We start from the raw sequence: 20,982 nt of genomic DNA, 5'->3' as shown, positions 1-20,982 counted from the left end.
CCTCATGACTGTTATCAGCCTCTACGGATGGGGCAGAGTTACCCGTATGATTGCCGTATGGTCGGATATCGGAGAAATCGACCATTAATCCTTCCGTCGGTTTAATTCCTTTGCTTACTTTATACGGCCCCATCCACAATGCGTAATTTTCTTTATAGACAGCTTCAAACGCATTGGTTTTGGGTTTGATGAGCAATTTTTTATTGGTTCTGTCTACTGCGAAATATTCCAGTTTTGTTTGGGCTTTCAGTGTTTCGGCATTGTATAGGTGCATTTCGGTTCTGTTGCGTATCGTTCCGAATACGTCGATGTTAATAAACACATCTGTATCGGCATTGGCAGGAGAAACAACGTCTATGCCGCGCAGGAAAAATACGGTCTGTACCAAGTGGGAAAGAAAGGCAGTGTCGCGCGGGTTAGTCGTCAAGGTTTCATTTCGATAATCCCCCATCCCGCCAATATTTAAGCCCAGACTGCTTTTACTTCCGCTACCGTCTGATTGGGTGCGAGAGCGTGCAGGGGCATTAAGTGTAGATAAAGAAGTGGTTAAACCTGTCAAACCGCCTGATGTTGTTTCAGCGGTGGTTTCGTAACGTGGATAGGTGTAATCGGTACGGACGGCAGGGCTGTTTATGTATTCGCCACGAATCAGTGCATCAATGGAGTAGCGACCCCCTGTCAAACTGCCTGAACCTTGGTCGCCCATAGTTGCAATGTACAATGCAACTTTTCGTCCGTGTAATGCCTGTAAATCCATGTCTTTAACGGCAGCTCTGGCAGAAGCGGCCACAAGTTCTTGTTCGACCGCAAAGCGTTTACCTCCGCCATGCGATGGAATACCTGTCAGTGTCCCGCAGGCGGATAAAATAAAAACTGAAAAAAGAATAGGTATCAGCAGCCGTGTTTGCATAGATTTTCTCCTTTGATGAAAAACAAATTGTATCAAAATTGTAAATATAGTGGATTAAATTTAAACCAGTACGGCAAGGCGAGGCAACGCCGTACTGGTTTAAATTTAATCCACTATAATCTCCATATAATAAATGGCTGTCTGAAGCCCATATGCGACTATATCTGCCGACACTATGGTCAATCAGCAGTGAACCAGCGTACCTTCGTTTTCACCGGTTACTACACGTTTGAGCGAGCCTTCTTTAGCAATGCCGAATACTACAATATTGAGCTTGCGTTCGCGGCAGAGGGCGAAAGCGGTGGCATCCATCACTTTGAGGTTTTTCAACAAGGCTTCGTCAAAAGTAATGGTTTCGTAGCGTGTGGCGGACGGGTCTTTTTTCGGGTCTGCGGTGTATACACCGTCGACGTTGGTGGCTTTGAGCATCACGTCGCAGTTCATTTCCGCACCGCGCAATGCGGCGGCAGTGTCGGTCGTGAAGAACGGGTTACCGGTACCGGCGGCAAAAATCACGACTTTGCCTTCTTCCAAATATTGGATGGCTTTAGGACGGGCGTAAGTTTCAGCGATTTGCTGCATAGACAGTGCGGATTGTACGCGCGCTTTGATGCCTAAAGTTTCAAATGCGTCTTTGAGTGCCAACGCGTTCATCACGGTCGCCATCATACCCATGTAATCGGCAGTGGCGCGGTCCATGCTGCCTGCTTGGGCGGATACGCCCCGGAAAATATTGCCGCCGCCCACGACGATGCCGACCTGTACGCCCATTTTAACGACTTCGGCAATTTCGCCGACGGTTTGGACGATGGTGTCGTGATTGATGCCGAACGGATCGGAACCCATCAGGGATTCGCCGGAGAGTTTCAGTAATACGCGTTTGTATTTGATTTGCTGTGTCATGGGATACCTTGCTTTCTTGAATGTCGTCGGTCGGAGTTTGGGCCGTCTGAATTTTCAAACGGTCGGAATTACAATGATATGGTGTGTCGTTCTATTATTGTTTTGTTTTCAGACGGTCTGAATATTCGGTCGTCTTAAAATAGGTACCGCAAACGGTTTTCTCAAAAAAAAGCACCCTGATTCGTTTGGAATCCAGGTGCTTTCTTTTTCATAAGTGCCTTACACTTTGGCGGCTGCGGCTACTTCGGCTGCGTAGTCGACAACGGCTTTTTCGATGCCATCGCCTACTTTGTAGCGTACGAAGCTGATCACTTCAGTGCCGTTTTCTTTAGCGAATTGGGCAACAGTTTGATCGGGGTTCATCACGAATGCTTGGCCGTTCAGAGTGATTTCAGCCAAGAATTTACGGATGCGGCCTTCAACCATTTTAGCGGCGATGTCGGCAGGTTTGCCAGAAGCGATGGCTTGTTCGGTGTAGATGTGGCGTTCTTTTTCAACGGTTTCGGCATCTACTTCGGCTTCGCTTACGCATTGTGGTTTAGCGGCAACAATGTGCATACCGATTTTGCGTGCTACGTCTTCAGAGCCTTTGTACTCAACCAATACGCCTTCGGTCGCCAATGCGCCGTGGATGTAGGCAACCAGTTGGTTGGCAGTGTCGATCACTTGGAAGCGACGGACAGACATGTTCTCGCCCAATTTGGCGATGATGGCTTTGCGTTCTGCTTCAACCAGTTCGCTCAGTTCTTCAACAGAAGCCGGTTTTTTCTCGGCGGCGGTTTTCGCAACGAAGTTGGCAAATTCTACGAAGCCCGCGTCTTTAGCAACGAAGTCGGTTTCGCAGTTTACTTCAACCAATGCGCCGACATTGCCGTTAATCGCGTAAGCCAATACGCCTTCGGCAGCAGTACGGCCAGCCAGTTTACCGGCTTTCGCACCGGATTTAATACGCAGGATTTCTTCGGCTTTGTCGAAGTTGCCTTCAGCTTCAACCAAGGCTTTTTTGCATTCCATCATGCCCAGGCCGGTAGCGGCGCGCAGATCGGCAACCATTTTTGCAGTAATTTCTGCCATTTTGAATCTCCTAGATTTTTGGGAAATACGGAAAGGATTTTCCGCATTCGGGAATCGTGTGCCGCGAACGGACGTTCAGACGGCATATTTGAGAAAAGGGGCATAACGCCCCTCTTCGGTTTGCCGGATTACTCGGCAGCGGCTTCTTGGGCAGCGGCTACGGTTTCTTGCAGCGCTTGGTTTTTGCCTTCCAAAACTGCGTCAGCGATGCCGCGGCAGTACAGGCGGATGGCTTTGGCGGAGTCGTCGTTGCCGGGGATAACGTATTTCACGCCGTCGGGGCTGTTGTTGGTATCGACTACGGCGATAACAGGGATGCCCAATTTTTCAGCTTCAACCAGAGTACCTTTTTGGTAGCCGGTATCGATAACGAAAATCGCGTCAGGCAGGCCTTTCATGTTTTTGATACCGCCCAAAGAACGTTCCAGTTTTTCAACATCGCGTTGCATTTCCAGAATTTCTTTTTTGCTGAAACCGCTTTCGGCAGCATTTTCCAAGGCTGCGGTTTTTTCTTCCAGGCGTTTGATGGATTGCTTAACGGTTTTGTAGTTGGTCAGCATACCGCCCAACCAGCGGTAATCAACGAAAGGCATACCGGCACGGGTCGCTTCTTCGCGGATGATGTCGCGGGCTTGGCGTTTGGTACCTACGAACAATACTGTACCTTTGTTGGCAACCAAACGGCGTACGGCTTCTTGCGCGTCTTGGAACATCGGCAGGGTTTTTTCCAAGTTTACGATATGGATTTTGTTGCGCGCACCGAAAATGTATTGTGCCATTTTCGGGTTCCAGAAACGGGTTTGGTGGCCGAAGTGAACACCGGCTTCAATCATCTGACGCATAGTAATTTGAGACATTTTATTTCCTTGAAAGGGTTAAGAGCACACATTCAATCGCATAGAACTTGATAGGTCACGCCTATTGTCAAGCACCCTTCGGCGAAAGTGGGCATAAGTTTTAAAAAATAGTGTGTTTCCGAAATGGAAAACTGACGGATTATAGCGGATAAGATGCCGTCTGAAAAGGGATTCAGGGTTTTGTGCCGCTGTCTTTTTGCCGTTGTGCGCGCTGCTGTTCGGATTCCGCCTGTTCCTGCTGCCTCATCAGGTGGTTGCGGCGGCGGACGGTAATGGTGAAAACCGTGAACACGGTGGGCAGCACCGCCCAAAAAACCAAATAAATCAAGGCGCGCGCAATACTCGGCTGCGCGGCGGAATACATAACGGCAACAAAAAGATAGCCGATGGCGACGATGTGCCACATTGTGTGCGTCCTGTTTGAATGTTAACAAAATCGTTATAATCGCAACATTCTACCGCAATCCTGAAAGGCCGTCTGAAATGAGGAATGAGGAAAAACGCGCCCTGCGCCGCGAATTGCGCGGGCGGCGTTCGCAAATGGGGCGGGACGTGCGGGCGGCGGCAACGGTAAAAATCAACCACCTGCTCAAACGTTATATTAAAAAAGGGCGGAAAATCGGCGTGTATTGGCCGATGGGCAAGGAATTGCGTTTGGACGGCTTTGTCCGCGCGGCGCAAAAACGCGGTGCGGAACTCTACCTGCCTTATATCGAACCGCGTTCGCGGCGGATGTGGTTTACGCCGTATCCTGAAAGCGGAATGGAACGGGAGCGCATACGGGGCAGGGCGAGGTTGAACGTGCCGCAGTTTGCAGGGCGCAAAATCCGCGTGCACGGTTTGTCGGTATTGCTCGTTCCGCTTGTCGGCATAGACCGCGAAGGCTACCGTTTGGGGCAGGCAGGCGGCTATTACGATGCGACGCTTGCAGCGATGAAATACCGTTTGCAGGCAAAAACCGTGGGCGTGGGCTTTGCCTGCCAGTTGGTGGACAGACTGTCGGTCGAGGCGCACGACCTGCCGCTGGACGGTTTTGTGTCGGAGGCGGGGATATTGTGTTTTTAGCCGTTCAGACGGCATTTTGAACGGAAATGCCGTCTGAAGGTGGAATATTGGGAGAAAAGGATGTCGGAAAAGATAATACTGCCGGTCTTGTCGTTGGGTGGCGTACGGCTCGAACCGTTGGATGTGCATCATGAAACGGGTTTGCGCGAGGCGGTTTGCGATGGGGAAGTTTGGAAGCTGGGAGTAACGTCCGCGCCCCATCCGGATAGGGTGGCAGACTATATCGGGACAGCATTGGCAACGCGTTTGGCGTTTGCGGTTGTCGATGAAGAGGCGGGCAGGGTGGTCGGGACAACGGCGTATTATCATTTTGAACCGCAGATTCCGCGTTTGGATATTGGATTCACATGGTATGCGGCATCGGCACGGCGGACACGGATAAACACCTGTTGCAAAATCATGCTGTTGGATTACGCATTTGATGTTTTGGCTTGCCGTTGCGTGGGATGGCGCACGGATATTCTGAACCTTGCCTCGCAACGTGCCATCGAACGGCTGGGTGCGGAAAAAGACGGCGTGCTGCGTATGCATATGCTCCGTAAAGACGGCAGTGTGCGCGATACGGTCGTGTACAGTATGCTGAGGGAAGATTGGTGCAAAAACAGGGAAATCCTGACCGGCAGGTTGGCAGGGTATGGCGTGCAGGTGTGAGGCAGTATTTTCAAATTTATAGTGGATTAACAAAAACCAGTACGGCGTTGCCTCGCCCTAGCTCGAAGAGAACGATTCTCTAAAGGTGCTAAGCACCAAGTGAATCGGTTCCGTACTATCTGTACTGTCTGCGGCTTCGGTCGCCTTGTCCTGATTTTTGTTAATCCACTATAAAAAACTTAACGCAATATGCTGACAATCTTTTAAAAATTAATATATAAACAATTTTGATTTTTTATCTATTAAAAATTTGATATATATAGATAAATAACTATTTTTATTTTTCATTTCGCAGTTTCCCGACTTGGCGGGCGACAGAAAAACTTTGCATTTCCCAGTAAAATCCACTACATTCACGATAACATATTACAAGCCCCTGAAGCGGTGTCGGAAGCCATACTTGCAACGCATTCCAACCCCGAAACAGCATACTCGGACACACACCATTGCCGGTTTTCCCTGCTTTTGCGATTCAGGCGTTTGTAGTACGGCAAATAACCATAAGGGCAGAAGATGCCTGTTTTTTAGGAGTAAACCATGGCTGAAGCGACAGACGTTGTCTTGGTGGGCGGCGGCATTATGAGCGCGACTTTGGGCGTTTTGCTCAAAGAACTCGAACCGTCTTGGGAAATCACCCTGATTGAACGCTTGGAAGATGTGGCGTTGGAATCGTCAAACGCGTGGAACAACGCCGGCACGGGGCATTCCGCGCTGTGCGAATTGAACTATGCGCCGTTGGGTGCAAATGGGATTATCGATCCGGCGCGCGCCCTCAATATTGCCGAACAGTTTCATGTCAGCCGCCAGTTTTGGGCGACGCTGGTCGCGGAAGGCAAGTTGGAAGACAATTCCTTCATCAATGCCGTGCCGCATATGTCTTTGGTGATGAATGAAGACCATTGTTCTTATCTTCAAAAACGTTATGACGCGTTTAAAACCCAAAAACTTTTTGAAAATATGGAATTTTCCACCGATCGGAACAAAATTTCCGATTGGGCTCCGCTGATGATGCGCGGCCGGGACGAAAACCAACCCGTCGCCGCCAACTACTCCGCCGAAGGTACGGATGTCGATTTCGGACGGCTGACGCGCCAAATGGTGAAATATTTGCAGGGCAAGGGCGTAAAAACCGAGTTCAACCGCCACGTCGAAGACATCAAACGCGAATCCGACGGCGCGTGGGTGCTCAAAACCGCCGATACCCGCAACCCCGACGGGCAGCTCACCCTCCGTACCCGCTTCCTCTTCCTCGGCGCGGGCGGCGGCGCGCTGACCCTGCTGCAAAAATCCGGCATCCCCGAAGGCAAAGGCTACGGCGGCTTCCCCGTGTCCGGCCTGTTCTTCCGCAACAGCAACCCCGAAACCGCCGAACAACACAACGCCAAAGTGTACGGGCAGGCTTCCGTCGGCGCGCCGCCGATGTCCGTCCCGCACCTCGACACACGCAACGTGGACGGCAAACGCCACCTTATGTTCGGCCCTTACGCAGGCTTCCGTTCCAACTTCCTCAAGCAAGGCTCGCTTATGGATTTGCCGCTGTCCATCCATATGGACAACCTCTATCCTATGCTGTGCGCCGGCTGGGCGAATATGCCGCTGACCAAATACCTGCTGGGCGAATTGCGTAAAACCAAAGAAGAACGCTTCGCCTCCCTGCTGGAATACTACCCCGAGGCAAACCCCGACGACTGGGAACTCATCACCGCAGGGCAACGCGTCCAAATCATTAAAAAAGACTCCGAAAAAGGCGGCGTGCTCCAGTTTGGTACGGAGATTGTCGCCCACGCCGACGGCTCACTCGCCGCATTGCTGGGCGCGTCGCCGGGCGCATCGACCGCTGTGCCGCTGATGATCCGGCTGATGCACCAATGCTTCCCCGAGCGCGCCCCGTCTTGGGAAGACCGTCTGAAAGAGCTGGTACCGGGTTACGGCATCAAGTTGAACGAAAACCCTGAAAGGGCGGATGAAATTATCGCCTATACCGCGAAAGTATTGGATATTTAAGCCGAATCTTTCAAGAAAAGCCGTACCCCCATATGGTGTTGACGCCGTCCCTGCCGGTTATGCCCTTCATCCGGCAGGGCAGGTTTTGATACACGGGGCAGGTAATCGTTTTTTCCCTTTTGCGAATAATGGAACGGTCAAAAAAACAGCGTTTTCATTTCTGAAAACGCTGTTTTTTGTTGCCTGATTAACGTGGGGAACAGTCTTTGAAGACGATTTGGTTGTCAGGTGCGGTAATCATAATGGGCTGTTTGCGGTAAGATTTGCCATCCATCACGCCGGTACCCAAAACATAACCGCCTTCTTTGCCGTAGAATGTTTCCACATTGTCGGATTTATCCAAATTGACAGGCATTTGCACACGTTTGCCGTTGATGACGGCGGAAGCGTATGTGGTCAGACCCTGTTTGTTGAAGCCGTAGGTTACTTTGACTTTTTTACCTTGCTGGCAGACGTAGCTGACGGTTTTTTTGGCAACGGTGGGGTTGTTCGTGCCGGCAGCAGCAGCCATACTGCTGAGCGCGATTGCGGAAGACAGGATTGCGGTGGTCAGAAGTTTCATTTTTATTCCTTTGGATGGATGTGGAGTTTGCCCGTTTCGAGCTGTTTGACATTCTAATGTCGGCGTATCCTGAAATAAACAGGAAATTGGATAAAGTTTGTAAAAAGGCGGGTTCGGGCGGTTCGGCGGTTTGAGGCAGGGGCGGCAGGCGGGATACGGCGGCCTGTCCGGTGTTTCAGACGGCATTGTTTGCGTTTTTCGGAAATGAAAAACTGTCGGGCATCCGGAGGTTGCGGTTTAACTTTGTTTTTTTCTTTCGGACTTGGTCTGTTTGGACAATTCGGCATACAGGTCGGGATGGTGTTTTTTCAACAGGGCGGCGATTTCCATATCTTTTTTGTTGACTTTCGCCAAATCGATGCATTCGATATGGACGAGGCGGAGCAGTTCGCGTACGGGTTTGGGCATTTTGCGGCCGGTTTCGTAGCGCGAGCCTCCAGACTGGGTAACGCCGACCTTGCCCCAGAAGTCTATCTGGTTCAGCCCGGTCTTTTTACGGATGGCTTTAACATCTTCTATATTTTCAAATATTTTCATAAAACTTCCTTTAAGTTTGTCTGGTTGCGGGGCAAATTCCGATTTGCTTTGTTTTCGTAATGTGCCGGGTCAAGCCTGTTTTTATATTATATATCATATCTGCCGTTTCTTTCAGACGGCATTGTTTGTTTTTATGGGGCGGATACGTCCGGCTTCAGGGTTTGCCGGAGGCGGGGCTGACGGTGAGGATTTCGTAGCCGGTTTCGGTCACCAAGACTTCGTGTTCCCATTGGGCGGAGAGGGAGCGGTCTTTGGTAACCACCGTCCAGCCGTCGTTGAGGATACGCAGGTGGCGTTTGCCTTGGTTGATCATCGGTTCGACGGTAAAAATCATACCCGGTTTTAGAACGGGGCCCTGTCCTTTTTTTCCGTAGTGCAACACTTGCGGGGCTTCGTGGAAACCGCGCCCGATGCCGTGTCCGCAGAATTCCTGTACGACGGAATAGCCGGCGTTTTCGGCAACCTGTTGGCAGGCGTAACCTACGTCGCCCAGTGTCGCGCCGGGTTTGACGGCTTCTATGCCCGCCATCATGGAGGCGTGGGTTACGTCGATCAGGCGTTGGGCGATGGGGGAGACTTTGCCGACGGTAAACATACGGCTGGAGTCGCCGTGGAAGCCGTCTTTTTTGATGGTGAGGTCGATGTTGATAATGTCGCCTTCTTTGAGCGGCTTGTCGTCGGGAATGCCGTGGCAGATGACGTGGTTGACGGAGGTGCAGCAGGATTTGGGGTAGGGCGGGTTGCCGTAGTGCAGGGGGGCGGGATAGCCGCCTTGGACGTTGACGTGGTAGTCGTAAACGAGTTTGTCGATTTCGTCGGTGGTTACGCCGGGTTTGACGAATTGTCCGATGTAGTCGAGGGCTTCGGCGACGAGTTTGCCCAGCTCGCGCATTTTTTCGATTTCTTCGGGGGTTTTGATGATGATGCCGTTCATAATGCTTCCTTGGATTGCGGGTGTGCCTGCCGTGCCGGGTCAGAAGAGGTTGTCGAGAATTTCTTTATGGGGTTTGGGCGGCGTGTTTTTCGGGGTGTCCGGTTTGGTATGGTTTTCTTTGGGCGTTTCTTTTTCTTTGGGTGTTTCTTTGGGCTGCGCCTGTTTTTCGGGTGTTTCTTTTCGGGGTTCGGGACGGGGGACGTTTGTGGGCAGTACGGGGGTTTCTTTGAGTGTGTTTTCAGCTTGTGTTCCGGCGTCGTCCGGCTGCCTGTCGGTTTGAGCTGTGTCGGCAGGTTGCGGTTTGACCCGGTTTTTCTTGGGTGCGGCAGGGGACGGCAGTCCGCTGCCGCTTTCGTCTGTGCCGTCCGGCTGTGCGGGTTCGGATGAGGCGGCGTGGTGGTGTTCGGGTTGGGCGGCATCTTGTCCGACTACGCCGTTTGGCAGCCAGAATTCGGTTTCGCGGGGGCTGTCGGTGTGTTGCGGTTCGGTTTGGAGGGTTTTGCCGCCGTTCGGGTTGAATGTGCTGACGATGCCTATTGCCAATGCGCCGATGGCGGTGATACAGATGAGCAATACGACGCGTATCAGGAGTTTGGGGGTCAGCCTGAAGGGTTTGTTCGGTTTTTTTGCCATTTTGATTGTGCTTTTGGGGTGTCGGGCAATGCCGTCTGAAGGCGGTTCAGACGGCATTGCCGAGTCAGCGTTGGACGTAGTTTTGGTAGAGGGTGATGACTTTTTGTACGCCGACGGTGGTGCTGACTTTTTGGGTAATCTGCGCCTGTTCTTCGGGGGTGAGGATGCCCATAACGTAGGTTACGTTGCCGTAGGTAACGATTTTGACGCGCGCCTGTGTGGCGGGGCTGATGCCCAACAGCGTGGCGCGGACTTTGGATGTGTTCCAAGTGTCGCCGGCGATGTCGCCGGCAGTGCGCGGCAGGGAGGCGACGGTAATGTAGTTGTACACGCCTTCGGCGGCCTGTTCGGAACGTGCAATCTGACCGACGAACTGTTTTTCGCCTTCGGTGGCGACTTGTCCGAGCAGCAGCAGGTGGCGGTTGTAGCCGACGACGGAGATTTGGGGCGTGTAGCCTTTGGTTTGGTTGTTTTGGTGCAGGTAGGAACGGGCGGTGGTTTCGATACGCAACGCCATAACGTTGTCGTCGGTTTGCGCGCCGGTGGTTCGGCGGTCGACGGCGGATTTCGCGCCGACGGCGGCGCTTCCGATTACTGCGCTGACGCAGCCGCTAAGGGCAAGGCTGAAAATGGCGGCAATCAGGGTGCGGACGGTGTGCGGTTTGGGTTTCATCGGGTGCTTCCTTTCTTGGGCGTTTCAGACGGCATTGCTTTGCGCCATGCCGTCTGAAAAGGGTTACATTCCTTCCAGCAGTACGGAGTCGATACAGTCGCATATGGCGTGTATCAGCAGGATGTGGTTTTCCTGAATGCGGGCGGTGCGCGGATAGGGGACGTTGAGCAGAACGTCGGTGTCTTTGAGCATGGCGGCGATTTTGCCGCCGTCGCGGCCGGTCAGGGCGATGACGTGCATATCGCGTTCGTGTGCCGCTTTAATGGCTTCGATGACGTTGGCGGAGTTGCCGGAAGTGGAAATGCCGACCAAGACGTCGCCTGCACGTCCGAGGGCGCGTACCTGTTTGCTGAAGACGTGGTTGAAGCCGTAGTCGTTACCGATGGCGGTCAGCGCGGATGTGTCGGTGGTCAGGGCGACGGCGGCGAGTTCCATGCGCTCTTTTTCAAAGCGTCCGGTCATTTCGGCGGCGAAGTGCTGGGCATCGGCGGCCGAACCGCCGTTGCCGCACGCCAGAATCTTGCCGTCGTTCATCAGGCATTGCAGCATCAGCTCGGCAGCCTGTACGGTCGGCTCGACCAGTACTTTTTCGGCTTCCTGTTTGGCACGGATGCTTTCGGCAAAATGGGCGGCAACGCGTTCTTGTAATGTCGTCATATCGTCAACCTGTAATATTCTGTATCCACTCGGGCGGGCGGTTTCCTTCAATCAGTACCGCATCGAGGCGGCACGGTACGTTTGTCAACCTGTTCTGTTGCAGATAATACTCTACACTTCGTTGCAGTTTCAATAATTTGGATGGGGAAATGCTGTATGCGACACCGCCGAATTGCCGATTTTTGCGGTATTTTACTTCAACAAACAGAATCATACCGCCGTTTTTGACAATCAGGTCGATTTCGCCGTAGGCGCAGTGCCAGTTGCGGGCAAGCAGTGTGCAGCCTTGGGATTGGAGGAAGGCAAGCGCGGCATCTTCCCCTGCCTCGCCCTGTTTGTGGTTTAGGCGCATAATCGGTTTAACCTTTATAATTTATAATGTTTGTTTTTCAGACGGCATTTTTTATGTTTCAGAAACACTTGCAGAAAGCCTCCGACAGCGTCGTCGGAGGGACATTATACGTGGTTGCCACGCCCATCGGCAATTTGGCGGACATTACCCTGCGCGCTTTGGCGGTATTGCAAAAGGCGGACATCATCTGTGCCGAAGACACGCGCGTTACCGCGCAGCTTTTGAGCGCGTACGGCATTCAGGGCAAACTTGTCAGTGTGCGCGAACACAACGAACGGCAGATGGCGGACAAGATTGTCGGCTATCTTTCAGACGGCATGGTTGTGGCACAGGTTTCCGATGCGGGTACGCCGGCCGTGTGCGACCCGGGTGCCAAACTCGCCGGCCGCGTGCGTGAGGCCGGGTTTAAAGTCGTTCCCGTCGTGGGCGCAAGCGCGGTGATGGCGGCTTTGAGCGTGGCCGGTGTGGAAGGATCCGATTTTTATTTCAACGGTTTTGTACCGCCGAAATCGGGCGAACGTAGGAAACTGTTTGCCAAATGGGTGCGGGCGGCATTTCCTATCGTCATGTTTGAAACGCCGCACCGAATCGGGGCGACGCTTGCCGATATGGTGGAACTGCTCCCCGAACGCCGTCTGATGCTGGCGCGCGAAATTACGAAAACGTTTGAAACGTTCTTAAGCGGCACGGTTGGGGAAATTCAGACGGCATTGGTGGCGGACGGCAACCAATCGCGCGGTGAGATGGTGTTGGTGCTTTATCCGGCGCAGGATGAAAAACACGAAGGCTTGTCTGAGACCGCGCAAAATGTGATGAAAATCCTTGCGGCCGAGCTGCCGACCAAACAGGCGGCGGAGCTTGCTGCCAAAATCACGGGCGAGGGAAAAAAAGCTTTGTACGATCTGGCACTGTTTTGGAAAAACAAATAGTGCCGGACAAGCCGGCATCGTAAGAGGGAGGCAATCAGCGTACGCGTCCCGTCATGCGGTACAGCACGTCTTTGCCTTGAACACGGTGGACGACGACCATGGCGACGTGTCCGGTGACGGCGGCAAACAGCAGCCAGCCCAAATTGCCGTGGAACGTGTTGCCCAAGTTTGCCATCCACTCGATTTTTTCCGGCGAACCCTGCATCACTTCAACGCCGAACACTTTCAACGGGCCGCGGCCGCTGCCGTAATGGTGGTCAGAATGCCGATGAAACCGGCAACGGTCAGCCAGTGCAGCGCGCGTGTCAACGGGTCGTAAACGGCAGGTTGGTTTGTGTTCATAAAAAACTTATTATATGTAACGGTTTGAACGGACATTCCGTCGGGTCGGAATGTCAAAAAGGCGCGATTGTACCAAAGAAGTTGGACATAATTTTGTTTGCAGGCTGAAGATTTGCTTAAAAATTCATTAAGATGGGCGGAACAAATAGTTTGGGTACGGCGTGTTGAAATACCGCTTATCCCTTATAATAGCGTCCGAAATTCTGTTCGGACGGCATCAAAACACACGGTAATCCGTCTGAACCCCCCATTTGAAACCAACAAACAAGAGCATTGAATGAAATTCATCGACGAAGCAAAAATCGAAGTCGCCGCAGGCAAAGGCGGTAATGGCGCAACCAGTTTCCGCCGCGAAAAATTCGTACCGCGCGGCGGCCCGGACGGCGGCGACGGCGGCAAAGGCGGCAGCGTTTGGGCGGAAGCCGACGAAAACACCAACACCCTCGTCGAATACCGCTTCGTTAAACGCTACCAAGCCAAAAACGGCGAAAAAGGCCACGGTTCCGACCGTTACGGCGCAGGTGCGGACGACATCGTCCTCAAAATGCCCATCGGCACCCTTATCCGCGACCTCGACACCGATGAAATCGTTGCCGACCTCACCTACCACGGCCAGCGCGTCTGCCTCGCCAAAGGCGGCAAAGGCGGCTTGGGCAACATCCACTTCAAATCCTCCGTCAACCGTGCGCCCAAACAATCCACGCCCGGCGAAGAAGGCGAAACCCGCTCCCTGCAACTCGAGCTTAAAGTCCTCGCCGATGTCGGCTTATTAGGCATGCCCAACGCCGGCAAATCCACCCTGATTACCGCCGTATCCGCCGCACGCCCCAAAATCGCCAACTACCCCTTCACCACCCTGCATCCAAACTTAGGCGTGGTACGCATCGACGAAAACCACAGCTTCGTGATGGCCGACATCCCCGGCCTGATTGAAGGCGCGGCAGAAGGCGCAGGCCTCGGCCATCGTTTCCTCAAACACTTATCGCGCACCGGCCTGCTGTTGCACGTCGTCGATTTAGCGCCCTTCGACGAAACCGTCAACCCCGCCGAAGAAGCACTCGCCATCATCAACGAATTACGCAAATACGACGAAGAACTCTACGACAAACCACGCTGGCTGGTGCTGAACAAACTTGATATGCTCGATGAAGAAGAAGCCCAAGCGCGAACAGCCGCCTTCCTCGAAGCCGTCGGCTGGGATTACCCCAAACCAGACGACCGCTTCCAATTCGACATGGAAACCCCGCGCCTCTTCCAAATCAGCGCGCTGACCCACCAAGGCACGCAGGAATTGGTACACCAAATCAACCAATACCTGACCGAGAAAAAACGTATCGAAGCTGAAAAAGCCGAAGCGGAGAAAGCAGCGGCAAATGTTGAAATTATCGAACAGCAGCCTAAAACGGATACGGGCGTGTTTAAGCCGGAGTGAAAAAAGAAAGGGTTTCAGACGATATTTGTTCTACAAAAGGTTGTTTGAAACAATTTTAAAGCAAGATTGAAATGGATTAAAAATGTCATCTAACCAATATATCCAGTCGCTTGAGTTGACAAACTTTACCGTTCTTCCAAACGATACTTTTGAATTTTCTGAAAATCTCAATGTTATTGTTGCCGAAAACGGTTGTGGCAAAACACATTTGTTAAAAATTTTATACAGCCTGCTAGAAGTAACATCTAACACCAAAAACAGATTACTGAAAACAGAATTGCAAAAAAGTTTTGCCGATAAATTACTGAATGTTTTCCGTCCCGATTCCTTGGGCAGGTTGAGCAAACGTTTGCAGGGGCGCGGGCGTACGGAAATCGTTTTAAAACTGCAAAACGGCACTACGCATAGTAGTCTGAATTTTTCCAGTAACTCATCATCGCAAGTCAATGTTCAAAGCATCGGATTGAAAGAAAATGAATATACTCCGACACCTATCTTCTTACCCAGCCGCGAATTAATTACACTTTGCCCTTGGTTCACTTCTTTGTATCAAAACCAAAGCATCCCTTTCGAAGAAACTTGGTTTGATACCTGTATGCAATTAAATCACCCGCTTGCCAAAGGCCCCAGAGAAACAAAAATTCGAGAATTGCTCGAACCTATTGAGAACGCGATGGGCGGAAAAGTATCTGAAGAACAAGGAAGGTTTTATCTATCGCTGACAAATACGGGCGGTAAGATTGAAGCACCTTTGGTAGCAGAGGGTTTGCGGAAATTTGTCATGATTGCCCGGTTAATCGCAACAGGGGCATTGCTGGATAAAGGCTATCTATTTTGGGATGAACCGGAAGCTAATCTGAATCCTAAATTGATCAAAGTGGCTGCCCGTATTATTTGGTCTTTATCTCAACAGGGTATTCAGGTTTTTATTGCAACACACTCTTTATTCTTATTGAGAGAATTGGAACTTTTGAAGCTTGAAAATAACACGGATTTACCTGTACGTTTTTTCTCGTTGATTGCTTCCGATGATGGAACAAAAGTGGAGCAAGGGAACAGTATTAATGATTTGAACACATTGATATTGTTAGATGAAAACATTATGCAGGCAGACAGGTATCTGAATATTTGAGGTTAAGCTATGACTACAATCACAGAAAAGAGATTAACCTTTGCTTTTCCTGAAGATTATTACGTTACCAAGTATGACGAATGGGAACATTATAAAATTTTTCAGAACAGTTGTAATTTACGTAATAAAATTGATACAAATGAAAAGGGAAAGAACGGGATAAATCAAAGTGTAGATGACGATAATGGCAGCTCAGGTGTAGATATAATAGCCCTTCATGAATCGACACTTTGGCTAATCGAAATTAAAGATTATTACCGACTTGGGCTTGAGCCAAATGCCCAATCAATAGATGAAAAACTTTCTGACCTACCATATTTAATCGCAAGAAAAATTCGAGATTCATTGGCAGGATTGGTTTCTGCTAAATTTAAAGCAGAAAAACAGGAAGAAAAAGATTTTTCTCGCTTGGCTTTAGATTGTAACGAAATAAAAATAGTCCTTCATATTGAAATGCCTAGTATAAGAAGTAAACTTTATCCCTCGTCATCAGATTTAGCAAACTTATTAAAAGATAAGTTTAAATTATCAGAATTTACAAAAAATTTTGCAAACTGTTATGCAGAACCAATTTTCACAAATATCAGCCATATTAATAATCCGCAACTACGTAATGTTCCTTGGTCCGTATCTACAGGAACAGAACAGAAATTATCATCCGAGCAACAAAGATTAATCCATAATCCCATGACCACCATCTACAACACCCTAACCCGTCAAAAAGAACCCTTTTCCCCCATCGACCCTGAAAACGTGCGTATGTACGTCTGCGGTATGACCGTTTACGATTACTGCCATTTGGGACACGCCCGCGTGATGGTGGTGTTCGACATGATTGCCCGTTGGTTGCGCGAGTGCGGCTATCCGCTCACTTATGTACGCAACATCACCGACATCGACGATAAAATCATTGCCCGCGCGGCTGAAAACGGCGAGACCATCGGCAAACTGACTGCGCGTTTCATCCAAGCCATGCACGAAGATGCCGATGCTTTGGGCGTGTTGCGTCCGGATATTGAGCCGAAGGCAACGGAAAACATTCCGCAAATGATTGCCATGATTGAAACCCTGATTCAAAACGGCAAGGCATATCCTGCCGCAAATGGCGACGTTTACTACGCCGTGCGCGAGTTTGCCGCTTACGGACAATTGTCGGGCAAATCGTTGGACGACCTGCGTGCGGGCGAACGCGTGGAAGTGGACGGTTTCAAACGCGATCCGCTTGATTTTGTGTTGTGGAAAGCCGCCAAAGCAGGCGAACCGGCGTGGGAAAGCCCGTGGGGCAACGGCCGTCCGGGTTGGCACATTGAATGCTCTGCCATGAGTGAAAACCTGTTCGGCGATACCTTCGACATCCACGGCGGCGGCGCGGATTTGCAGTTTCCGCACCACGAAAACGAAATTGCCCAAAGCGTCGGCGCGACGGGGCATACCTGCGGTCATCATCACGCGCAAACCCACCACGGGCAAAGCATCGCCAGCCACGTCAAATACTGGCTGCACAACGGCTTTATCCGCGTGGACGGCGAAAAGATGTCCAAATCGCTGGGCAACTTCTTCACCATCCGCGAAGTGTTGAAACAATACGATCCGGAAGTCGTGCGCTTCTTCATCCTGCGCGCCCACTACCGCAGCCCGTTGAACTATTCCGACGCGCATTTGGATGATGCAAAAGGCGCGTTGACGCGTTTGTATACGACTTTGAAAAATACGCCGCCCGCCGATCCGATGCCGTCTGAAGCCGGCGATGACTACACGCGCCGCTTTTATGTTGCGATGAATGATGATTTTGATACGGTGAAAGCGGTGGCGGTGTTGTTCGAACTTGCCGGCGAAGTGAACAAAACCAATGACGCGCAACTGGCAGGCCGTCTGAAAGCCTTGGGCGGCATCATCGGCCTGCTGCAACGCGACCCGACCGAGTTCCTGCAAGGCAGCGCGGCTTCAGACGGCCTCTCCAACGAAGAAATCGAAGACTTGATCGCCCGCCGCAAACAGGCGCGCGCCGATAAAAACTGGGCGGAATCCGACCGCATCCGCGACCTTCTGAACGAACACAAAATCATTTTGGAAGACAACGCCGGCGGCACGACTTGGCGGCGCGGTTGAACTGTATCGGAAAGGGCAAAAGTACCGCCTTTTGCTCTTTTTCCGTTTTCAGACGGCATTTCCCGCTTGAAGCCCCGCCGTTTTCAGCAGGCAGGGCCGAATGGGAAATGCCGGGCGGCGCACCGGGTGCTGCTTTGTGTATGGGAACATTGTGAGAACTTATTTTTATTATGCTTAAAATCATTTCCGCCAACGTCAACGGCATCCGCTCCGCCTACAAAAAAGGTTTTTACGAATACATCGCCGCATCGGGCGCGGACATTGTCTGCGTGCAGGAACTCAAAGCGCAGGAGGCTGATTTGTCTGCCGATATGAAAAATCCGCACGGGATGCACGGCCATTGGCATTGCGCCGAGAAGCGCGGTTACAGCGGCGTGGCGGTGTACAGCAAACGCAAACCCGACAATGTGCAAATCGGTATGGGCATTGAAGAATTCGACAGGGAAGGGCGGTTTGTGCGTTGCGATTTCGGCAGGTTGAGCGTTATTTCGCTTTATTTGCCCAGCGGCAGCAGCGCGGAAGAACGCCAGCAGGTGAAATACCGTTTCCTTGATGCGTTTTACCCTATGCTCGAAGCGATGAAAAACGAAGGACGCGACATTGTCGTTTGCGGCGACTGGAACATCGCCCACCAAAACATCGACCTGAAAAACTGGAAAGGCAATCAGAAAAATTCGGGCTTCCTACCGGAAGAACGCGAGTGGATAGGCAAGGTTATCCACAAGCTCGGTTGGACGGATATGTGGCGCACGCTTTATCCCGATGTGCCGGGCTACACGTGGTGGAGCAACCGCGGGCAGGCGTATGCGAAAGATGTCGGGTGGCGCATCGATTATCAGATGGTTACGCCCGAACTTGCCGCCAAAGCCTTGTCCGCACACGTTTATAAAGATGAAAAATTTTCCGACCATGCGCCGCTGGTCGTGGAGTATGACTATGCTGCCGAATAAAGTTTTGGGTAAATATGATTGGAATGTGGACGGAAAAACAGGAATAGGCGCGGCATGGGTTGTCGCTGCGTTTATCCTGCCCATATTGGTGTGGGCGATATTTATGTTGTCGCGGATGCAAGGCTGGCTTGCGCCGACCAAGGCAAACCCGATATGGGCGTTGGTGTGGCTGCTGATTAGCCTGCCCTGCCTGCTGATTGCGTCCAAATGTTTGGGTTGGAAAGGCTGGCGGCTGTTGGCAAACGTTCTTGCCTGCCTCGCCGTGTGCGCTCTGTTGAGTGTGCCTGCCGCGCTGCTGATTGCGTTCACGCTGCAAGACCTGCTCAAATAGGCGCGGACAATGGAAAGTTTCGAGCTTGAGGATTTGACGCTGTGGCTGGTACGCGATGCGGATGAAGCGGAAATGTGGATAGACCGCTGGGCGATCAGTTATCCCGTCGTGCAGATGTCCGAAGCGTCGGCCGGTCAAAGCATAGGGGAATGGCAGGCAGGGCTTCAGACGGCATTTGAACGCATACGCGGCAAATACGTCGCCGTTGTCGCACACGGTGCGGGCGCAGCCGCATTTTTGGCGTGGCTGTATCAGGCAGACATCCTGACACGGAAGAAAATTGCCAACATCATCCTTGTACCGCAGCGTCCCGATATTTTTCCCGACGATGCGGAACACACTTTCCAACGCGTCCGCTGTCCCTGCCGTGCCGCATTGGTTGTACCCGAACACGGCGGCGTGCCGCACGGTTGGGCGCAAAAACAGGCGGATTTGTGGAACGCCCGCCTGTTGGTTTCCCCGCATTCGGGCAGTTTGAACGGCATGCTCGGCGGCTGGCAGTGGGGTATGAAGCTGATGCAGGAAATGTTGCTGGCGTGAACGCTTGCCTTACCGGAATTTCGGCTGTAGCAGGAAGTCCGCATATCGGGCTGTTTTCATTGACGTGCAGGCGCATCAGGTTCGGATAAAGTCGGGCTGCTGCATACCGCCGGAAATGGAATCCTTTATTTTTTACGTCGGCAGTGCCGGCAGGGCGTTATCCGGCAGGGTTGCAAGGAAAATGCCGTCTGAAACAGGCTTCAGACGGCATTTCCATTCAAACAGGGCTCACAGGCTGCCCAACACGATACGCAATACGCGGCGCAGCGGTTCGGCCGCGCCCCACAAGAGCTGGTCGCCGACGGTGAACGCGCTGATGTATTCGCCGCCCATGCCCAGTTTGCGGATGCGTCCGACAGGGACGGACAGCGTGCCGGTAACTTTGGCAGGAGTCAGCTCGTGGATGCTGGCTTCTTTTTCGTTGGGGATGACTTTCACCCAGTCGTTCGCGCCTGCCAAAATCGTTTCGATTTCGGAAACAGGCAGGTCTTTTTTCAACTTCAGAGTGATGGCTTGGCTGTGGCAGCGCATCGCGCCGACGCGGACGCACAGGCCGTCAATCACGGTTGGATTGTCGCTGCGGCCGAGGATTTTGTTGGTTTCCACGCCGCCTTTCCATTCTTCTTTGGACTGGCCGTTGCCCAAATCCACGTCAATCCACGGAATCAGGCTGCCGGCGAGCGGTACGCCGAAGTTGGCTTTCGGATAGTCTTCGCTGCGCAGGAAATCGGATACTTTGCGGTCGATGTCGAGAATCGAGCCGGCAGGATCGGCAAGTTCGTCCGCCACTTGGGCGTGAACTGCGCCCATACCGCTGATGAGTTCGCGCATATTTTTCGCGCCCGCGCCGGAAGCGGCCTGATAGGTCATACTGGTCGCCCATTCGACCAAATCGTTTTGGAACAGGCCGCCCAAAGCCATCAACATCAGGGAGACGGTGCAGTTGCCGCCGATGTAGTTTTTCACGCCGTTTTTCAAACCGTTGTCGATGACGTTGCGGTTGACGGGGTCGAGGACGATAATCGCGTCGTCTTTCATGCGCAGCGAGGATGCCGCGTCAATCCAGTAACCGTTCCAGCCGCTGTCGCGCAGGGCTTGGAAGACGGATTTGGTGTAATCGCCGCCTTGGCAGGTAACGATGATGTCCATTTTTGCCAGTTCGGCAACGTTGTTCGCGTCCAATAATGTTTTAGCCGCCTGACCGAAATCAGGGGCTGCGCCGCCGACGTTGGAAGTGGTAAAGAAAAACGCTTCGGGAATGTGGGCGAAGTCGTTTTCTTCTTGCATACGCTGCATCAAAACCGAACCGACCATGCCGCGCCAGCCGACGAAACCTACTTTCATTGTGTTGCTCCTTGAGGAAAAATCGTTAATATAGCGGATTAACAAAAACCAGTACGGCGTT

At 52.0% G+C, this 20,982-nt stretch carries 23 protein-coding genes and 1 pseudogene; 10 read left to right on the top strand and 14 right to left on the bottom strand.

Going from position 1 to position 20,982, the window contains the following annotated elements:
- From mafA to HMPREF2959_RS09005, 5 genes are all read right to left on the bottom strand, one after another.
- A partial coding sequence (mafA, locus tag HMPREF2959_RS09025; protein ID WP_070696703.1) for an adhesin MafA occupies positions 1-910 on the bottom strand: 910 nt, incomplete at its 3' end.
- 183 nt (positions 911-1,093) lie between these two features.
- The gene (gene pyrH, locus HMPREF2959_RS09020) at positions 1,094-1,813 is read right to left on the bottom strand and encodes a UMP kinase (protein WP_002243681.1); all 720 of its coding nucleotides are present in this window, start codon (positions 1,811-1,813) and stop codon (positions 1,094-1,096) included.
- A 219-nt stretch (positions 1,814-2,032) separates the two neighbouring features.
- The gene (gene tsf / locus HMPREF2959_RS09015; protein WP_002223203.1) at positions 2,033-2,887 is read right to left on the bottom strand and encodes a translation elongation factor Ts; all 855 of its coding nucleotides are present in this window, start codon (positions 2,885-2,887) and stop codon (positions 2,033-2,035) included.
- A 128-nt stretch (positions 2,888-3,015) separates the two neighbouring features.
- Entirely contained in the window at positions 3,016-3,744 is a 729-nt protein-coding gene (gene rpsB / locus HMPREF2959_RS09010; RefSeq protein WP_002218221.1) for a 30S ribosomal protein S2, read from the bottom strand.
- 172 nt (positions 3,745-3,916) lie between these two features.
- Complete coding sequence (locus HMPREF2959_RS09005; RefSeq protein ID WP_002225724.1) at positions 3,917-4,150, bottom strand: hypothetical protein; 234 nt, start codon at positions 4,148-4,150, stop codon at positions 3,917-3,919.
- A 77-nt stretch (positions 4,151-4,227) separates the two neighbouring features.
- On the opposite strand from HMPREF2959_RS09005, the gene HMPREF2959_RS09000 reads away from it, so the two are divergent.
- The 3 genes from HMPREF2959_RS09000 to HMPREF2959_RS08990 all read left to right on the top strand — a co-directional run bounded on the left by HMPREF2959_RS09000 (position 4,228) and on the right by HMPREF2959_RS08990 (position 7,464).
- The gene (locus tag HMPREF2959_RS09000; RefSeq protein WP_002236250.1) at positions 4,228-4,809 is read left to right on the top strand and encodes a 5-formyltetrahydrofolate cyclo-ligase; all 582 of its coding nucleotides are present in this window, start codon (positions 4,228-4,230) and stop codon (positions 4,807-4,809) included.
- A gap of 60 nt (positions 4,810-4,869) precedes the next feature.
- Complete coding sequence (locus HMPREF2959_RS08995) at positions 4,870-5,460, top strand: GNAT family N-acetyltransferase (protein ID WP_002219979.1); 591 nt, start codon at positions 4,870-4,872, stop codon at positions 5,458-5,460.
- 537 nt (positions 5,461-5,997) lie between these two features.
- Complete coding sequence (locus tag HMPREF2959_RS08990; RefSeq protein ID WP_002219978.1) at positions 5,998-7,464, top strand: malate:quinone oxidoreductase; 1,467 nt, start codon at positions 5,998-6,000, stop codon at positions 7,462-7,464.
- A gap of 187 nt (positions 7,465-7,651) precedes the next feature.
- Here HMPREF2959_RS08990 and HMPREF2959_RS08985 read toward each other — a convergent pair whose 3' ends face one another.
- The 7 genes from HMPREF2959_RS08985 to HMPREF2959_RS08955 all read right to left on the bottom strand — a co-directional run bounded on the left by HMPREF2959_RS08985 (position 7,652) and on the right by HMPREF2959_RS08955 (position 11,812).
- The gene (locus HMPREF2959_RS08985) at positions 7,652-8,026 is read right to left on the bottom strand and encodes an ACP-like domain-containing protein (RefSeq protein WP_002215074.1); all 375 of its coding nucleotides are present in this window, start codon (positions 8,024-8,026) and stop codon (positions 7,652-7,654) included.
- Positions 8,027-8,263: 237 nt separating this feature from the next.
- Positions 8,264-8,563, bottom strand: a complete 300-nt coding sequence (locus HMPREF2959_RS08980; protein WP_002215072.1) for a helix-turn-helix domain-containing protein — start codon at positions 8,561-8,563, stop codon at positions 8,264-8,266.
- Positions 8,564-8,717: 154 nt separating this feature from the next.
- Complete coding sequence (gene map / locus HMPREF2959_RS08975; RefSeq protein WP_002218216.1) at positions 8,718-9,497, bottom strand: type I methionyl aminopeptidase; 780 nt, start codon at positions 9,495-9,497, stop codon at positions 8,718-8,720.
- 39 nt (positions 9,498-9,536) lie between these two features.
- Entirely contained in the window at positions 9,537-10,187 is a 651-nt protein-coding gene (locus HMPREF2959_RS08970) for a hypothetical protein (protein WP_002215067.1), read from the bottom strand.
- A gap of 7 nt (positions 10,188-10,194) precedes the next feature.
- Complete coding sequence (locus tag HMPREF2959_RS08965) at positions 10,195-10,803, bottom strand: BON domain-containing protein (RefSeq protein WP_002236249.1); 609 nt, start codon at positions 10,801-10,803, stop codon at positions 10,195-10,197.
- A gap of 63 nt (positions 10,804-10,866) precedes the next feature.
- Positions 10,867-11,460, bottom strand: coding sequence for a phosphoheptose isomerase (locus HMPREF2959_RS08960; RefSeq protein ID WP_002236248.1), 594 nt, complete (start codon positions 11,458-11,460; stop codon positions 10,867-10,869).
- Between the two features lie 4 nt (positions 11,461-11,464).
- On the bottom strand, positions 11,465-11,812 hold the full coding sequence (locus HMPREF2959_RS08955) for a YraN family protein (protein WP_002236247.1): 348 nt from the start codon (positions 11,810-11,812) through the stop codon (positions 11,465-11,467).
- Positions 11,813-11,865: 53 nt separating this feature from the next.
- Here HMPREF2959_RS08955 and rsmI point away from each other — a divergent pair, with 53 nt between their 5' ends.
- Positions 11,866-12,741 carry a 16S rRNA (cytidine(1402)-2'-O)-methyltransferase gene (rsmI, locus tag HMPREF2959_RS08950; RefSeq protein WP_002238799.1) on the top strand — a complete coding sequence of 292 codons (876 nt, stop codon included), beginning with the start codon at positions 11,866-11,868 and terminating at the stop codon, positions 12,739-12,741.
- A 34-nt stretch (positions 12,742-12,775) separates the two neighbouring features.
- Here rsmI and HMPREF2959_RS13325 read toward each other — a convergent pair.
- Positions 12,776-13,083, bottom strand: a pseudogene (locus HMPREF2959_RS13325) (cytochrome b).
- Between the two features lie 277 nt (positions 13,084-13,360).
- Between HMPREF2959_RS13325 and obgE the strand changes: the two are divergent.
- The 6 genes from obgE (at position 13,361) to HMPREF2959_RS08915 (ending at position 19,577) form a co-directional block, all read left to right on the top strand.
- On the top strand, positions 13,361-14,515 hold the full coding sequence (gene obgE / locus HMPREF2959_RS08940) for a GTPase ObgE (RefSeq protein ID WP_002215056.1): 1,155 nt from the start codon (positions 13,361-13,363) through the stop codon (positions 14,513-14,515).
- Positions 14,516-14,597: 82 nt separating this feature from the next.
- The gene (locus tag HMPREF2959_RS08935; RefSeq protein ID WP_002215055.1) at positions 14,598-15,647 is read left to right on the top strand and encodes an AAA family ATPase; all 1,050 of its coding nucleotides are present in this window, start codon (positions 14,598-14,600) and stop codon (positions 15,645-15,647) included.
- A 687-nt stretch (positions 15,648-16,334) separates the two neighbouring features.
- A complete protein-coding gene (gene cysS, locus HMPREF2959_RS08930; RefSeq protein ID WP_002236244.1) occupies positions 16,335-17,756 on the top strand; it encodes a cysteine--tRNA ligase in 1,422 nt (473 codons plus the stop codon).
- Positions 17,757-17,926: 170 nt separating this feature from the next.
- Complete coding sequence (locus tag HMPREF2959_RS08925; RefSeq protein ID WP_002237396.1) at positions 17,927-18,706, top strand: exodeoxyribonuclease III; 780 nt, start codon at positions 17,927-17,929, stop codon at positions 18,704-18,706.
- Complete coding sequence (locus HMPREF2959_RS08920; protein WP_002243679.1) at positions 18,693-19,037, top strand: hypothetical protein; 345 nt, start codon at positions 18,693-18,695, stop codon at positions 19,035-19,037. Before HMPREF2959_RS08925 ends, HMPREF2959_RS08920 begins: the two co-directional genes overlap by 14 nt.
- A 9-nt stretch (positions 19,038-19,046) precedes the next feature.
- Entirely contained in the window at positions 19,047-19,577 is a 531-nt protein-coding gene (locus HMPREF2959_RS08915; RefSeq protein ID WP_002230982.1) for an alpha/beta hydrolase, read from the top strand.
- Between the two features lie 228 nt (positions 19,578-19,805).
- Here HMPREF2959_RS08915 and asd read toward each other — a convergent pair whose 3' ends face one another.
- Positions 19,806-20,921: an aspartate-semialdehyde dehydrogenase gene (asd, locus tag HMPREF2959_RS08910; protein ID WP_002243678.1), complete on the bottom strand. Its 1,116-nt coding sequence runs from the start codon at positions 20,919-20,921 to the stop codon at positions 19,806-19,808.
- Between the last annotated feature and the right edge of the window lie 61 nt (positions 20,922-20,982).

The sequence above is a fragment of the Neisseria sp. HMSC070F02 genome (assembly GCF_001814225.1).
GTDB classification, from domain to species: Bacteria; Pseudomonadota; Gammaproteobacteria; order Burkholderiales; family Neisseriaceae; genus Neisseria; species Neisseria meningitidis.
Note: the sequence above shows the minus strand (reverse complement) of the source record. Positions and strands in the feature narration are given on the sequence as shown.

What these genes read in the sequence shown, in the direction of transcription:
- pyrH (WP_002243681.1), bottom strand. Translation starts at nt 1,813, where the DNA reads ATGACACAGCAAATCAAATACAAACGCGTATTACTGAAACTCTCCGGC.
- tsf (WP_002223203.1), bottom strand. Translation starts at nt 2,887, where the DNA reads ATGGCAGAAATTACTGCAAAAATGGTTGCCGATCTGCGCGCCGCTACC.
- rpsB (WP_002218221.1), bottom strand. Translation starts at nt 3,744, where the DNA reads ATGTCTCAAATTACTATGCGTCAGATGATTGAAGCCGGTGTTCACTTC.
- HMPREF2959_RS09005 (WP_002225724.1), bottom strand. Translation starts at nt 4,150, where the DNA reads ATGTGGCACATCGTCGCCATCGGCTATCTTTTTGTTGCCGTTATGTAT.
- HMPREF2959_RS09000 (WP_002236250.1), top strand. Translation starts at nt 4,228, where the DNA reads ATGAGGAATGAGGAAAAACGCGCCCTGCGCCGCGAATTGCGCGGGCGG.
- HMPREF2959_RS08995 (WP_002219979.1), top strand. Translation starts at nt 4,870, where the DNA reads ATGTCGGAAAAGATAATACTGCCGGTCTTGTCGTTGGGTGGCGTACGG.
- HMPREF2959_RS08990 (WP_002219978.1), top strand. Translation starts at nt 5,998, where the DNA reads ATGGCTGAAGCGACAGACGTTGTCTTGGTGGGCGGCGGCATTATGAGC.
- HMPREF2959_RS08985 (WP_002215074.1), bottom strand. Translation starts at nt 8,026, where the DNA reads ATGAAACTTCTGACCACCGCAATCCTGTCTTCCGCAATCGCGCTCAGC.
- HMPREF2959_RS08980 (WP_002215072.1), bottom strand. Translation starts at nt 8,563, where the DNA reads ATGAAAATATTTGAAAATATAGAAGATGTTAAAGCCATCCGTAAAAAG.
- map (WP_002218216.1), bottom strand. Translation starts at nt 9,497, where the DNA reads ATGAACGGCATCATCATCAAAACCCCCGAAGAAATCGAAAAAATGCGC.
- HMPREF2959_RS08970 (WP_002215067.1), bottom strand. Translation starts at nt 10,187, where the DNA reads ATGCCGTCTGAACCGCCTTCAGACGGCATTGCCCGACACCCCAAAAGC.
- HMPREF2959_RS08965 (WP_002236249.1), bottom strand. Translation starts at nt 10,803, where the DNA reads ATGAAACCCAAACCGCACACCGTCCGCACCCTGATTGCCGCCATTTTC.
- HMPREF2959_RS08960 (WP_002236248.1), bottom strand. Translation starts at nt 11,460, where the DNA reads ATGACGACATTACAAGAACGCGTTGCCGCCCATTTTGCCGAAAGCATC.
- HMPREF2959_RS08955 (WP_002236247.1), bottom strand. Translation starts at nt 11,812, where the DNA reads ATGCGCCTAAACCACAAACAGGGCGAGGCAGGGGAAGATGCCGCGCTT.
- rsmI (WP_002238799.1), top strand. Translation starts at nt 11,866, where the DNA reads ATGTTTCAGAAACACTTGCAGAAAGCCTCCGACAGCGTCGTCGGAGGG.
- obgE (WP_002215056.1), top strand. Translation starts at nt 13,361, where the DNA reads ATGAAATTCATCGACGAAGCAAAAATCGAAGTCGCCGCAGGCAAAGGC.
- HMPREF2959_RS08935 (WP_002215055.1), top strand. Translation starts at nt 14,598, where the DNA reads ATGTCATCTAACCAATATATCCAGTCGCTTGAGTTGACAAACTTTACC.
- cysS (WP_002236244.1), top strand. Translation starts at nt 16,335, where the DNA reads ATGACCACCATCTACAACACCCTAACCCGTCAAAAAGAACCCTTTTCC.
- HMPREF2959_RS08925 (WP_002237396.1), top strand. Translation starts at nt 17,927, where the DNA reads ATGCTTAAAATCATTTCCGCCAACGTCAACGGCATCCGCTCCGCCTAC.
- HMPREF2959_RS08920 (WP_002243679.1), top strand. Translation starts at nt 18,693, where the DNA reads ATGCTGCCGAATAAAGTTTTGGGTAAATATGATTGGAATGTGGACGGA.
- HMPREF2959_RS08915 (WP_002230982.1), top strand. Translation starts at nt 19,047, where the DNA reads ATGGAAAGTTTCGAGCTTGAGGATTTGACGCTGTGGCTGGTACGCGAT.
- asd (WP_002243678.1), bottom strand. Translation starts at nt 20,921, where the DNA reads ATGAAAGTAGGTTTCGTCGGCTGGCGCGGCATGGTCGGTTCGGTTTTG.